Genomic DNA, 14,281 nt, shown 5'->3' on the forward strand with positions numbered 1-14,281 from the left:
TCTATGACCACTGAAAAAAATATGACGTTATACGACCACGTTGGTGAGTTAAGAAAACGCATCGTGTGGGCACTAATAGCTTTCTTTGTCTTTCTCATCGTTGGATTTTTCTTAGCTAAGCATGTGATCGTGTATTTGCAAAGTGATCCAATCGCTAAAGATATTCAGATGAACGCATTTCACTTAACAGACCCATTGAATGTCTATATGACTTTTGCATTCTTTATCGGCTGTGTATTAGCAGCGCCAGTCGTGCTGTACCAGCTATGGGCGTTTATCAGCCCCGGTCTTTATGAAAATGAACGAAAAGTAACACTCATGTATATCCCGATAGCCTTTTTGCTATTCTTAACGGGATTAGCATTCTCCTATTTTATTCTCTTTCCGTTTGTCGTAAGTTTTATGAGCAATGTTGCTACTGCACTTAGTGTTGAAGGAGAATACGGGATTCAGGAATATTTCTCATTTTTATTTAATATCACATTGCCGTTTGGATTGCTGTTTCAGTTCCCGGTTCTGATCATGTTTCTAACACGATTAGGAATTGTAACACCTGACTATTTAAAGAGAATCAGGAAAATTGCTTACTTTGGGATCCTAGTTATAGCAGGATTCATTACTCCGCCAGAACTTTTGTCTCACTTAATGGTTACTTTCCCGTTAATTCTTCTTTATGAGATCAGCATCTTGATATCAAGAACAGCATACAAAAAACGAATGAAAGCCGAAGTGGAAGCTCTTGTGAAAGAGAAAGAAGCTGAAGTTGAATCTGCATATAATGAATAAGAGGGCCACTTTATGGGAGCCCTCTTTTTGTGTATTTCTTAAGGTTACACGTCAAAGTAGTTTCGTTCCACGCCAAATACCTCAGATTTCACGCGATGATCTAGAAATCTCTATTCAAAAAGAAAAAACTGCCCCCGGAAGGGCAGTTTTCATATCTATTTCTTTCGTTTTCTTTTCAAATGGTTATTTAAAGCGAAGTATCGGATGGCATTTGCGAAATCGAACGTTGCGACAACCATGGTGATGATCGTCCAAAAGTTCGTCATGCCGTACTCACTGGCATAATGGACAGCTAAGTACGTAAAGACGACTCCGATTCCTAAATATAAAAATGCCATAAACAATGGTGATGTCTTCATAACAGTCCTCCAAAAATCAATTGCGCTGTTTCTAGCTGTTTTTCCATTTCCTTGATTTCATCAGCAAGGAAAATCTGGACGATCAATACGAGTGTATTCATTGCGACGTGTGCGGCGATTGGAACAATAAGTCTTTTCGTCCGAACGTACAGAAATGCAAAGGTAAAGCCCATTGCTGTATAAATTAAGAGATGTGTAAAGTCCGCATGAACAGCAGCGAAAATAAGAGAACTGATCAAAGCAGATAGAAAGAAATTAAATCGTTTATGAAGTGATCCGAAAATAATCTTTCGGAAGATAATCTCTTCTAGTATTGGGCCGACAATAGCCGTGACAATCATAAAGTATTGTACATCTTTTACGATTTCAACAAGTTTTTCTGTGTTTTCAGAACCTGGCTGGATTCCAAATACGTTTATTTCAATAAGGCTGGCAATAATTTGAGCGGCATACGCCATAAAAATACCGATGATCGACCACATGACTGCAGAGCCTTTAGACACCCGTTCAGAATCGCGATGCCGGCTTTTCATCTCAGGAATCAGCATGTAAAGGATAATAAATAGAGCGGCTACAAAACTTATTGTGCCCCACATTCCGAACAATTGGTTTTCGGGAACACCAAGTTCATTTAATAGAGGAATTCCGAGATATCCCGAGAATTGCATTAGTATGTATATAAAGATGATCCACCAGTATTTTTTCTTCAAATTAAGTTCTCCTTTAATTCCTCACGCGAATACTCTTACTTATTATTACTCTTTATATGCTAACCCATTTTAACATAGAATAGGCATAGCTCGCGAGGATATCGATTTTGAGAACTTTTTCATATTTCCTGCTTGCAAAGTTTTAAAGTTTTATTTATTATTAGAAATGGAGTTAGCACTCACTAACAAAGAGTGCTAATAAGAAAATTTTTTAACTATTTAAGGAGGGTGTTTCACTTGTTAAAGCCATTAGGTGACCGTATTATTATTGAGCTTGTAGAAGGTGAAGAAAAAACTGCAAGCGGCATTGTATTGCCAGATTCAGCAAAAGAAAAGCCTCAAGAAGGAAAAGTTGTTGCTGTAGGTACGGGTCGTGTGACGGATAACGGCGAGCGTATCTCTTTAGAAGTTTCAGAAGGAAACACAATTATTTTCTCTAAATACGCTGGTACAGAAGTGAAGTACCAAGGCAAAGAATACTTGATTCTTCGTGAATCTGACGTTTTAGCTATCGTAGGCTAATCTCAGAGAATGGAAGCTTCAATATTTTGAAGCTACATAAATAAAAGCATATGTAAGTCACTACTTTTTTAAATTAATGGGAGGGTTTTTACATGGCTAAAGATATTAAATTTAGTGAAGATGCACGCCGCTCAATGCTTCGTGGTGTTGATGCATTAGCGAACGCTGTAAAAGTAACGCTTGGACCTAAAGGGCGCAACGTTGTACTTGAAAAGAAATTCGGTTCTCCGCTAATCACAAATGACGGTGTAACAATTGCAAAAGAAATCGAGCTTGAAGATGCATTCGAAAACATGGGTGCTAAGCTTGTAGCTGAAGTAGCAAGCAAAACGAACGACGTTGCAGGGGACGGAACAACAACTGCAACAGTTCTTGCCCAAGCGATGATCCGTGAAGGACTTAAGAACGTAACAAGCGGTGCAAACCCAATGGTACTTCGTAAAGGTATCGAAAAAGCGACAGCTGCTGCAGTAGCAGAGCTTAAAGCGATTTCTAAGCCAATCGAAGGAAAAGAATCAATCGCACAAGTTGCAGCGATCTCTGCAGCTGACGATGAAGTAGGTCAGTTGATTGCTGAAGCGATGGAGCGCGTTGGAAACGACGGAGTAATCACGATCGAAGAATCTAAAGGATTCACAACTGAGCTTGAAGTGGTTGAAGGTATGCAGTTCGACCGCGGATATGCATCTCCATACATGGTAACAAACTCTGACAAGATGGAAGCAGAGCTTGAGAACCCGTACATCCTTATCACAGATAAGAAGATTACGAACATTCAAGAAATCCTTCCAGTTCTTGAGCAAGTGGTACAACAAGGCAAGTCATTGTTGTTGATTGCTGAAGACGTTGAAGGTGAAGCGCTTGCTACATTAGTAGTTAACAAGCTTCGCGGAACGTTCAATGCAGTAGCTGTAAAAGCTCCTGGATTCGGTGACCGCCGTAAAGCAATGCTAGAAGACATCGCAGTACTAACTGGCGGTGAAGTAATCACTGAAGAGCTAGGTCTTGACCTTAAGACTGCGAACATCACGCAGCTTGGTACAGCTTCTAAAGTTGTTGTAACAAAAGAAAACACAACAATCGTTGAAGGTGCAGGAGACTCTGCTAAGATCGCAGCTCGTGTTAACCAAATCAAAGCTCAGCTTGAAGAAACAACTTCTGAGTTCGATAAAGAAAAATTACAAGAGCGCCTAGCGAAATTAGCTGGCGGTGTAGCGGTAATCAAAGTTGGAGCAGCTACTGAAACTGAGTTAAAAGAGCGCAAACTTCGTATCGAAGACGCATTGAACTCTACGCGTGCAGCAGTTGAAGAGGGTATCGTATCCGGTGGTGGTACAGCTCTAGTTAACGTACTAAGCGCAATTTCAAAAGTTGAAGCAACTGGCGACGAATTGACAGGTATCAAGCTTGTACTTCGTGCACTTGAAGAGCCAGTTCGTCAAATCGCACACAACGCAGGTCTTGAAGGATCTGTAGTCGTTGAGCGCTTGAAGAACGAGGAAATCGGAGTTGGATTTAACGCAGCAACTGGCGAGTGGGTAAACATGTTCGAATCAGGAATCGTTGACCCAACAAAAGTTACTCGTTCTGCACTTCAAAACGCAGCATCTGTTTCTGCAATGTTCCTAACAACAGAAGCAGTAATCGCTGATAAGCCTGAAGAAAATGCCGGCGGCGGAATGCCTGACATGGGCGGCATGGGCATGGGCGGAATGGGCGGCATGATGTAATCTGCCTCTAGGTAAGAGCGAAATGCTTTTGCTAACCTAGAAAGCTATAAAAAGAAGCTTCTCATAAGTGAACAAACTTGTGAGAAGCTTTTTTTGTATCTCTTGATATTTATTTCTCTACTTTCTCCCCAAAAGCCTCCGGAATCATGGTAAACCCTTCAATAACCGTATCTTCTTCCACTTCGATCATGAGGTATCGTTTACCGCTAAGATGTACCTGCTTAACGTATCTTAAATCTTGCGGACTGATGGAAATGTTAGCTACTTTTGTATTGATTTTAATTGATTTGGAATTATATTTTGGTAAAACGCTGCTCGCTTTAAACTCATATTTATTATCATCAATCACTTTTTGGAAGGCTGTTTCTACTTTTTCTGGACTCACATCTTCAACACCGCTCGCCATTAACACTCGTTCAACGTCCTTGGAGCCTAATCGTGGGTGTTCTTCCTCTTCATTTTCCTCGATCATTCGGTTAATCTCTTCATACACATTGGAGAGAGTGGATGTATTCAACTGATCTCCTGTAACGTCTTTAATGATTTCTTCAAAAACGATCTTATCGTCTTTTGCTGTCATAATTTCTTCACCATTTAAAACTTGCTCAATGAAATCGTAATCGGGCTCATGTACTTTTCCTGCTGAATAGAGGATGTGGTTCACATCTGCTGCATTATCACTGAAACAAGGAAAAAGAAACCCTCCGATTGGCGCATTCAGGTTGATGATAGGATCGACGATAAAATTGTACTTGAATTCTTTTTCAATATAATCAAAGAGAAGTTCTTTTTTCGGTTCTTGTGTATTGTTTATGCTGCACAGAACAAAGGGGAAGGAGTAGACGGCGTCTAGTTCACTTACTTCAGCCTCTTCATTTTTGCGTTTTATTGGCTTATAATATTCTCCCTTTATGAAGGTGATCACAATATCCTTTTCGTATTGGCGATTTAAAAGCATTTTGCCTACCATTTGAAGCATTCGCTCTTTCCAGTCTTCCACATCATTGCTCAGCATACCTTGATGCAAAATGAGCTGGCTGTTATTTTCAGCATTCTTTTGAAATTTTAATTCAAAGAGCTTTTCATCTAGATTTCCACCTAGTAATTTCTTAAAGTTATTAAGAAACAGCTCTTGCTGCTCGGCATCCAGCATTTCGAAAGGCTGACTCACGTGATGATAAATATCACTCGATTCCTTCGTAATATAGACATTAAAAATAGTGGAGATTTTAAGTAGATCATTATCTTTTTTAAATTGCTTTCGGATCTGTGCTATATCTTTTTTGTTCATAATTAAGACACTCCTAAGTTGCTCAGATATGTAAATATGAAGGTGAAAAATCTTTACTTCTTTTGTTTCAAGTATTATTAATTTTAACATTTAGGAGGAGTTAAGTGTGATTTCAATTTTCTGCAGTGACTCTGTATAGTTAATTGAACTGGCAAAAGACACAAAAAAACCCCATAAAGCAGACTTTTCTCAAAGTAACTGCTCTATAGGGTGCACTCGTAAATAAATTAACAACTTATATATCTATAAGATTCTTTTCTTAATACGCGCTACAAGTGGCACTACAACAAGTCCAGCAAAAACAACCTGCAAAACGTTCCCTGGAATTGATCCGAATGGCGCGATCCAGTTACCGTACAGAACTACCTCTGCAAAGTAGTAACCAACAATTTTAATGAGAAGGGCAGCAATAACGGCGATTGAGTATACAACGGCTCTTTTCCCCGGGACTTTTTCAGCTATAAGACCAGCAACATATCCCATTGCACCAACGATAATGAAGGTAAACGGAGCCCAAATCGTCCAGCCGGAGATCAAATCAAACAATCCCATTCCGAATGCGCCTGCAATTGCTCCTGTCTTTCTGCCAAAAACGAATGCAGCTATAAAAAGGGGAACGTTGCCCAGGTGAATTAGTCCGCCGTTGCCCGCTATAGGAAGTTTTAAATTGATAAACATCGTAGCTACAAGAGTTAATGCGACGAAAAGTGCATTAATGACTAATACTTGTGTTTTATTCGTTGCTCTTGATGATAAAGTTGTATTCACAAAAAAACCTCTTTCGTGTTTCGTATTTTCAGATTTTAAAAGGGAAGACCCTGTCAATTCATTATATCTTTCTCTCACGTCTAAGAAAATAGCTATTTTATGGATAAAGGGAGAATGGATCAGAAAAGATTGTCTCTCCTACAGAGGTAGATTTATTGTTAACAAGATAAATTTTGGAATCAAAGCACAAAACAAGCTTTATTTCTTCGAATGCCTATAATGAGCGAATTATCAGCTTCATTAGGTTCGTATCGCTGGGCGATATAACTTATAATAGATGTAAATACCATAATTATGAGAAAAGGAGGTCCGATATGCGACGTGATATACAGCCGAATGAACGAGCATTCTCTTCTAAGGAAGTAGCAGAAGAAGTGGGCATTGCCACACCGACTGTCCGAAAGTATGGTCAGATTTTAGAACGGAACGGATATGAGTTTTTGAAAGATGGCGACAGGCGTATTTTTGTTCAATCTGACATTGAAGCACTTATAGCGCTGCGCGATACGGCCAAGCCATTAGACGATACAGCAAAAGACCTTGTACAGCAACAAAAAGAAAGATTAACAGAATCGAATGCAACAGACGTAGCGATACCCGATACATATGAAACTCTACCCCAGGATCCCAATCAATTAAAAGAGGTCTTAATGGTATTGGCCAATGAATTAGCGGCTGCACGTGAAATGAATATTCAACTGACAAACGATATGTCGCAACTTAAAATAACGGTTTCCCGACTTCAACAAGATCACCATGTTATAAGTTCTACTATTGGAAATGCATCGCAAAAAACGAACGCTAAAATTGAAAAGTTAACTAATCAACAAAAGGATAATTACGAAACATTATTGCAGCAAGAAAAAGAAAAAAGTGAACTCTTACAAAAAGAAATACAAAATATGCGGGAAGAACAGACAAAAGAGTGGCGTTTACAAAATGATTTTAATAAACGTTTAGAAGAAGTGATACAAAAACCTAAAAGTAAATGGGAGGGGCTATTCTCCTTATTTCGAAAATAATGTGGCCATTATTCCTTGTTTCGTATCGCGTGGCGATATGTATTTTTAAATATCTCTAACTTGCCTTATTCATCATATATCCAGGGAATATATCGATACGTGATACGGACCATCTACATGGAGTGCCGTTTCTTGTGTATTGATAGAAAAAAGTAAAAAACTGATGTAGTGATACCCGATACATGTGACAATTTACCAGCATCTTCATCTAAATTCGACCATTTCCCGAGAAATATCTACAAATTCTGAGTTGGTATTTACAAATCTTTGAGCCCATTATTAAATAGCAATAATTTATTTTCAAAAGAACCGTAAAGGAGGGGGTCTTTCATTCGTTCGATGAACTGGTGTGCGGCCCTTTTTTTCATGTGCAGTTTATAAGAAGAGAACTCCCTTCCTGATTTTGCATCGTTATTCAAATAAATAGAAAACCACAAAGGAAAAACGACAAAACAAAAAGTAGGGAAACACAGCAAGGAACTATACTTTTTTACGGTTACATAATGACCTTATTATAGCTACCATTAAAATAACTTTATGAAAACGCTAACAAAAAAGTGAAAAGGAGCGAAATTTATGGATGGAAGAGAATTTAGAAATTGTATGGGTCATTTTGCTACAGGTGTTACGGTAGTCACATGTAATACGGACGGAGGGCCGCATGGGTTTACCGTAAATTCCTTTACGTCAGTTTCACTCGACCCACCATTGATTTTAGTATCTGTTGACCGGAAGACGAAGGCGATTGAATTCATGAAAAACAATAACTTCACAGTCAATATTCTAAAAGAGGAACAGCAGGACACAGCGATGCATTTTGCCGGCAGACCCCTCGAAGAAGCACCTTTCCAATGGGAAAAAGGGAAGCTGAGCCCCCGTCTGCAGGATTCGCTGGCTTACATCGAATGTGAGCCCTTTGCGGAATATGACGGAGGCGATCATGTTCTTTTCATTGGGAAAGTGAGTGAATTTGAATATCGGAAAGGCAGTCCGCTCACCTATTACTGCGGGAAGTTTTCAAGCGTGAGCACCCAGCTCAGTCTATAGAGTCAGCTAATTAAGGGAGGGGACATATGAAAGCTCATCATCTACTTTTTGAGAAATTGATAGATATTAATCCCCGTACAGGCACAATTATGTTTGATGACAGAAGAATGGCGCTCGTTTCAGTGGAAGCCCTCGGAATCCTCCGCAGAGATTTAGTCAATACGCTGAGCATGGATCGAGCAAAGGGCTTTTTAATGAGATACGGATGGGCATGCGGTTTTAAAGATGGAGAAACAATTGAAAATATGTATGATTGGGGTTCCCGCCAAGAGCTTTTGCTTGCCGGGCCATATCTCCATACTCTTGAAGGTGTGGTAACCGTCGAGCCTGATACGATTGATTTCTGTGAACAAAAGCTTTATTTTACAGGGTTTTGGAAAAATTCGTTTGAAGCTGTTGAACACATTAACCATTACGGGCTAAGCAAGGATCCGGTGTGCTGGATTCTAATTGGTTATGCCAGCGGATACTTAACGAAGACGTTCGGAAAAGAAGTGCTCGTATATGAAGAAAAGTGCGAGGGCAAGGGAGACTCACATTGCTATTTTGTCGCGAAAACGGTAGACCATAATGATGAACGCCACCAGCAATATTTACGCTATTACAAGTCTGAAACACTCTTATCCGAACTTGATAGGGTCTATAAAGAAGTTCAAGAGTTAAATGAAAATATCATAGAATCTGAGAAGGTACAAAACCGGCTGACAGACATGCTGCTTGAAGACAAGGACGTTAGCGATACGGTAAGCCTGATTTCAGACACCCTCCAGAAAAGCATTGTAATCGACTATATAAATGAAACTCTGGAACGCTCATTCATCTGCCAAGAAGATGAAGCGACCTATAGAGATTGGAAAAAAGATAACGAATTGACAGGTGGAACAGAGAAGCATATTCAGACCTTTCCGATCAAGGCACATAAAGCAATTCTTGGCCGAATGGTGGTCATTAGCGAAGGGCCGATGAATAAAAAAGAGCAAATGATTATTAAACGAGCACTTATGGTCTGCACGGTGCAAATGTTTCACCAGCGAAAGCTGATGAATTCCGTTTGGCAGAAAAAAGAAGATTTATTTGATGAACTGCTTCGAAATAAATACGACGAAGACACACTCCATCGGCATATGTACATGTTTGATTTTAATCCTCAAGCTATAAACCGCATCCTTACACTGAAGGTAGATCCTGTTTCTAATAAAAAGGATATCCTTCAGTACTTGAGTATCGTCTATTCTGGTATTGATTTATTTATAAAAGACGACTATATTATTCTCATTTTGTCTGATCAAAATAGTTTGGAAGTACAACCTTTTTCCTTACAGCTTCAAAAGAACCTTCAGGAAAAGTTTAAATCTATGAAAGCTTATATTGGTGTCGGGCGCCCTGCCAACGACCTTAAAACACTGGGGAAAAGCTATCACGATGCATGCCGGATTTGTGATTTTATTCAGTTAGCTTATCCTACAGACAGCAGAACATCATATTTTGAAGAGCTAGAACCGATCATTATGTTTTTAAAAGGAGCGGATCAGGAGGAACTGATTGATTTTTGTAGGAATACTATTGGCAAGCTGGTCGAATACGATGTTGCCAATCAGGGCAATCTCGTCATTACACTAAAATCTTATCTAGATTATAACGGGAATCTTCAGCAAACGGCGGATGACCTTCATATGTCCATTGCCGGTTTACGTTACCGCCTCGAGAAGATCGAATCGCTGTGTAATGCAGATTTAAAAACAGGAACAGGTCGCTTTAAGTACCAGCTAGCCGTTCGTATTTACTTCGGTATGCAGATCATTGATGAACGGTATTCTTTTGCGACATAAACATGATCGCCAATAAGGCAGATGCCTTTTGGCGGTCTTTTTTATTTTTATTAAATTTTTCCGCCTCACTATGCCTTCACTCCCGCACCGCATAAACTGAAAAAAAACTCTTTATTATCAGTATTTTTTTACTGTTCCAATTAATCAGATAATTACTCATACTTAAATTATAGAAATTGTAAGCGCTTTATTTCTAAATCAACACAATCAAGGAGGCAGAACATTGCAAACCAAGGAAAAAGGAATCACTAAAAAGCCGTTGACCGGACAGGAGTATTTGGAAAGTTTGAGAGACGGGCGTGAAATTTGGATTCATGGAGAGAAAGTGGAAGATGTAACGACGCATCCAGCTTTTCGTAATGCCGCCCGGTCGATTGCAAGATTGTATGACGCTTTACATGATGAAAAGACAAAAGATGTACTTACCGTAGAAACCGACACAGGCAATGGCGGTTACACACAAAAATTCTTTAAGGTTGATAAAAGCGTACAGGAACTTTTAGAAACACGCGACGCAATTGCACAATGGGCAAGGCTGTCTTACGGGCAGATGGGAAGGTCCCCGGATTATAAAGCATCATTCCTAGCTACGCTTGGAGCAGACCCGGACTATTATGCGCCATATGCGGAAAACGCGAGACGATGGTATAAAGAAGCACAGGAAAAGAACTTGTTCTTCAACCATGCAATCATTAACCCTCCGGTTGACCGCAATAAACCGCTCGAGGCCGTATCGGATATCTTCATAAAAGCGGAAGGTGAAACTGAAGAAGGTGTTATCGTCAGCGGGGCTAAGATGGTGGCCACAGGCTCAGCCTTAACAAATTACAATTTTGTTGCCCACTATGGGGCAGGGCCGATTAAGAAGGAAGAATTTGCACTGGTTTTTGTAGCGCCAATGGATACGCCAGGCGTCAAGCTCGTAAGCAGGACATCCTATGAAATGAACGCCGCGGTAATGGGCAGTCCGTTCGATTATCCGCTAAGCTCCAGATTTGATGAAAACGATGCAGTGCTTATTTTTGATAAAGCACTGATTCCATGGGAAAACATCCTTATTTATAAAGATGTGGAAAAAGTGAATAACTTCTTTGCAGAGAGTGGTTTTCTTCACCGGTTTACGTTCCATGGCGTAACAAGACTCGCTGTAAAACTCGATTTCATTTCCGGGTTGCTTTTAAAAGCGGTAAAAGTGAACGGAACCGACCAATTCCGGGGTGTTCAAGTGAATGTGGGGGAAGTGCTGGCGTGGAAGAATATGTTCTGGGCGCTGAGTGACGCGATGGCTCTCAATCCGGAGAAAGGTGCAAACGGTACGGTTCTCCCTAATCTAAATTATGGTCTCGCTTATCGGGTATTCATGTCAGAAGGCTGGCCTAAAATTAAGGAAATAATCGAGAACGTGGTAGCCGGCAGCCTGATCGTTCAACCTTCCAGCGCGAGAGATTTTAAAAACCCTGAGCTGCGCCCATACCTTGATAAGCTGTATAGAGGCTCGAATAACGTGGATGCCTTAAACAAAATCAAACTAATTAAACTTCTCTGGGATGTTGTAGGCACTGAATACGGTGGAAGACATGAACTATATGAACGAAACTACTCAGGCAACCATGAAAACATCCGATTGGAAAATTTATTGGTTGCAACTGAGAATGGACAAGCTCTCAAGTATGAACAATTTGCAGAGGAATGTATGAGTGACTATGATCTTGACGGATGGATCAATGAAACATGGATAAACCCTGACGATGTAAGCTACTTTTCGAAATAAAAAGGAGGTACAAATCAATGGCAAGTCAGCGCGTATTAAAAGTTTTTGATGGAATCGTGAAGCACACGAAGAAATTATTAGATGAAGCACAAATCTCGCACGACGAGTATCATGAATTCGTTCTTTGGCTTGACCGTCTCGGACGAAAGGGAGAAATTCCGCTGTTCATGGATGTCTTTTTTGAAACCCATGTACTCAATAGTATTTACAGCGGTTATCCAGGGACAGAGCCTTCACTGCTCGGGCCGTATCATATCGAAAACACACCGATGCTTGAAGAACCCTATGTATTAACGCAGCGCGCGGATGAAAAAGGAGACGTATTATATTTCAAAGGAACTGTAAGATCCGTGGACGGCAAGCCGCTAGCGAATACGCTCGTAGATATGTGGCAAGCCGATGCGGATGGTGAATATTCGCATTATGCGGATGATATCCCAGAATACAATCTACGCGGACGATTCTATACAGATGAAAACGGTCAGTTCGAAGTAAAAACGATCGTTCCTGCCCCTTATAAGATTCCAACGGATGGGCCAACAGGTGAGTTCCTGGATTATATTGATCATCATCCGTACCGTCCCGCACATCTTCATATTCAATTTAAACAGGAAGGCTATGAAAATCTCATTACCCAGGTTTTCTTTGAGGGAGATCCATGGATTGAAACAGATGTCGCAGAAGGTGTAAGATCTACCCTGATTACAAAGCTTGAACACCATGAAGATACAAACGGATCCTATAAAACCGCATCGCTTGATTTTGAAATGAGAACACAGAACTGGAGAGCGGAAATAAAGAAGGACCTGACAGTAGCCAATTCATCGAAATAAAAAAGAGGTGAGAGAGGAATGGCTGAAATAGCTAGCGTACAAGAAGCCGTTCAAACCTTAATAACCGATCATGAGTCGGTCGCCCTTGAAGGGTTTACACATCTCATTCCACAGGGAGCTGGCCATGAAATCATTCGCCAGGGTAAAAAGGATTTAACTTTAATCCGTTTAACGCCTGACCTTATTTATGATCAGCTCATAGGGATGGGGCTTGTTAAAAAATTGATCTTTTCTTGGGGCGGGAATCCGGGTGTGGGTTCCCTCCACCGTTTTCGGGATGCTGTTGAACATCAATGGCCACGGGAACTGGAGTTAGAGGAACACACACATGCGGGGCTTGCGAACAGATATGTTGCCGGCGCTTCAGGGCTCCCATTCATGGTTATGAAAGGCTATCGGGGAACGGATTTATTAAGAAACACAAAGAATGCAGCAGTAATCGATTGCCCATTTACCGGTGAAAAGGTTGCAGCAGTGGCTGCCATCAATCCAGATACGACGATCATTCATGCCCAGCAGGCGGATCGAAAAGGAAATGTCCAGCTATGGGGGATCACAGGAATTCAGAAAGAAGCGGCATTTTCAGCAAAAAAAGTCATTGTGACCGTAGAAGAAGTGGTGGATAAAATCGAGCCAAGACCACATGCCGTCTTTCTTCCTTCTTTTACAATTGATGTGGTCTGCAAAGTGCCAGGGGGGACCTATCCTTCTTATGCCCTTGACTACACGAAACGGGACAATCAATTTTATAAAAAATGGGACAGTATCAGCAGAGACAGAAACACATTCATGAACTGGATGGAACGCCATGTTCTTCAAACAAAAAACACGGAAGAATTTCTTAGAAGCTTAGAGGGGGTTGTGACGTGATGGATTATACCCCGGATGAAATGATGACGATTGTTGCTGCAAGGCAATTAACAGACGGAGTCTCTTGCTTTGTTGGAATTGGACTTCCAAGCGCGGCAGCCAATCTGGCACGCCATCTCCATGCGCCGGAAAGTATATTAATCTATGAATCCGGTACGATCGGCACAAAACCAGTAGCGTTACCTTTATCCATAGGTGACGAAGAATTGGCTGAAACGTCTGATACGATAGTGCCTCTTCCCGAGATATTCAATTACTGGCTGCAGGGCAATCGAGTGGACATTGGATTTTTGGGAGGCGCACAGATTGATAGATTTGCGAATCTAAATAGCACTGTCATTGGAACGTACGATAATCCGAACGTCAGGTTGCCGGGAGCCGGTGGCGCACCTGAAATTGCTTCTATGGCAAAAGAAGTCTTTATTATTATGCCTTTGAAAAAAAGAGCATTCGTTGAAAAAATCGATTTTATCACTTCAGCGGGTTTTTTAGAAGGTTCCCATTCCCGCACTGATTTAGGATTTAACGGCAGTGGACCATCGATTGTCATTACAGACCTCGGCATCCTAAGACCGGATCCGGAATCAAAAGAGTTAACACTGACCGAGCTTTATCCTGGTGTTAAGGAAGAACAAGTGCAGGAGAACATCGGCTGGAAGCTTAAGATTGCAAAGAATGTGCAAGTGGTGGAGCCGCCAAGGGATGAAGAACTGCAAAAATTAAGGGAGCTAAAGAAGGCTTAA

General features: G+C 40.8%; 14 protein-coding genes. 10 read left to right on the forward strand and 4 right to left on the reverse strand.

The window, feature by feature from the left end; genetic code table 11:
* Window positions 1-3: 3 nt before the first annotated feature.
* Complete coding sequence (gene tatC, locus ABE41_RS02710; RefSeq protein WP_066286281.1) at window positions 4-786, forward strand: twin-arginine translocase subunit TatC; 783 nt, start codon at window positions 4-6, stop codon at window positions 784-786.
* Window positions 787-941: 155 nt separating this feature from the next.
* Here tatC and ABE41_RS02715 read toward each other — a convergent pair whose 3' ends face one another.
* A complete protein-coding gene (locus tag ABE41_RS02715) occupies window positions 942-1,145 on the reverse strand; it encodes a YdiK family protein (protein WP_066286284.1) in 204 nt (67 codons plus the stop codon).
* Window positions 1,142-1,855 carry a CPBP family intramembrane glutamic endopeptidase gene (locus ABE41_RS02720; RefSeq protein ID WP_066286285.1) on the reverse strand — a complete coding sequence of 238 codons (714 nt, stop codon included), beginning with the start codon at window positions 1,853-1,855 and terminating at the stop codon, window positions 1,142-1,144. Before ABE41_RS02720 ends, ABE41_RS02715 begins: the two co-directional genes overlap by 4 nt.
* Window positions 1,856-2,092: 237 nt before the next feature.
* Here ABE41_RS02720 and groES point away from each other — a divergent pair, with 237 nt between their 5' ends.
* Both groES and groL read left to right on the forward strand, forming a co-directional pair.
* Window positions 2,093-2,377, forward strand: coding sequence for a co-chaperone GroES (gene groES / locus ABE41_RS02725; protein ID WP_066242572.1), 285 nt, complete (start codon window positions 2,093-2,095; stop codon window positions 2,375-2,377).
* 92 nt (window positions 2,378-2,469) lie between these two features.
* Entirely contained in the window at window positions 2,470-4,107 is a 1,638-nt protein-coding gene (groL, locus tag ABE41_RS02730) for a chaperonin GroEL (RefSeq protein ID WP_066286288.1), read from the forward strand.
* A gap of 109 nt (window positions 4,108-4,216) precedes the next feature.
* Here groL and ABE41_RS02735 read toward each other — a convergent pair whose 3' ends face one another.
* Window positions 4,217-5,398 (reverse strand): DUF4317 domain-containing protein, encoded by a 1,182-nt coding sequence (locus ABE41_RS02735; protein WP_066286290.1) that lies wholly within the window; start codon window positions 5,396-5,398, stop codon window positions 4,217-4,219.
* Window positions 5,399-5,641: 243 nt separating this feature from the next.
* Entirely contained in the window at window positions 5,642-6,166 is a 525-nt protein-coding gene (locus ABE41_RS02740) for an ECF transporter S component (RefSeq protein ID WP_066286294.1), read from the reverse strand.
* Window positions 6,167-6,480: 314 nt separating this feature from the next.
* On the opposite strand from ABE41_RS02740, the gene ABE41_RS02745 reads away from it, so the two are divergent.
* From ABE41_RS02745 to ABE41_RS02775, 7 genes are all read left to right on the forward strand, one after another.
* Window positions 6,481-7,188 (forward strand): hypothetical protein, encoded by a 708-nt coding sequence (locus ABE41_RS02745; RefSeq protein ID WP_066286296.1) that lies wholly within the window; start codon window positions 6,481-6,483, stop codon window positions 7,186-7,188.
* A 576-nt stretch (window positions 7,189-7,764) separates the two neighbouring features.
* Window positions 7,765-8,235 carry a flavin reductase family protein gene (locus ABE41_RS02750; protein ID WP_066286298.1) on the forward strand — a complete coding sequence of 157 codons (471 nt, stop codon included), beginning with the start codon at window positions 7,765-7,767 and terminating at the stop codon, window positions 8,233-8,235.
* A gap of 26 nt (window positions 8,236-8,261) precedes the next feature.
* Complete coding sequence (locus ABE41_RS02755) at window positions 8,262-10,064, forward strand: XylR N-terminal domain-containing protein (protein ID WP_066286303.1); 1,803 nt, start codon at window positions 8,262-8,264, stop codon at window positions 10,062-10,064.
* A 223-nt stretch (window positions 10,065-10,287) separates the two neighbouring features.
* Window positions 10,288-11,835 (forward strand): 4-hydroxyphenylacetate 3-hydroxylase family protein, encoded by a 1,548-nt coding sequence (locus ABE41_RS02760; protein ID WP_066286304.1) that lies wholly within the window; start codon window positions 10,288-10,290, stop codon window positions 11,833-11,835.
* Window positions 11,836-11,852: 17 nt separating this feature from the next.
* Window positions 11,853-12,668, forward strand: a complete 816-nt coding sequence (locus ABE41_RS02765) for a dioxygenase family protein (RefSeq protein ID WP_066286306.1) — start codon at window positions 11,853-11,855, stop codon at window positions 12,666-12,668.
* A gap of 18 nt (window positions 12,669-12,686) precedes the next feature.
* Window positions 12,687-13,538 (forward strand): CoA transferase subunit A, encoded by an 852-nt coding sequence (locus ABE41_RS02770; protein ID WP_066286307.1) that lies wholly within the window; start codon window positions 12,687-12,689, stop codon window positions 13,536-13,538.
* Window positions 13,538-14,281 (forward strand): CoA-transferase subunit beta, encoded by a 744-nt coding sequence (locus tag ABE41_RS02775; RefSeq protein ID WP_172827383.1) that lies wholly within the window; start codon window positions 13,538-13,540, stop codon window positions 14,279-14,281. The genes ABE41_RS02770 and ABE41_RS02775 overlap by 1 nt, the downstream gene beginning before the upstream one ends.

Origin of the sequence: Fictibacillus arsenicus, assembly GCF_001642935.1 — a bacterium.
In the GTDB taxonomy this organism is placed as follows: domain Bacteria; phylum Bacillota; class Bacilli; order Bacillales; family Fictibacillaceae; genus Fictibacillus; species Fictibacillus arsenicus_B.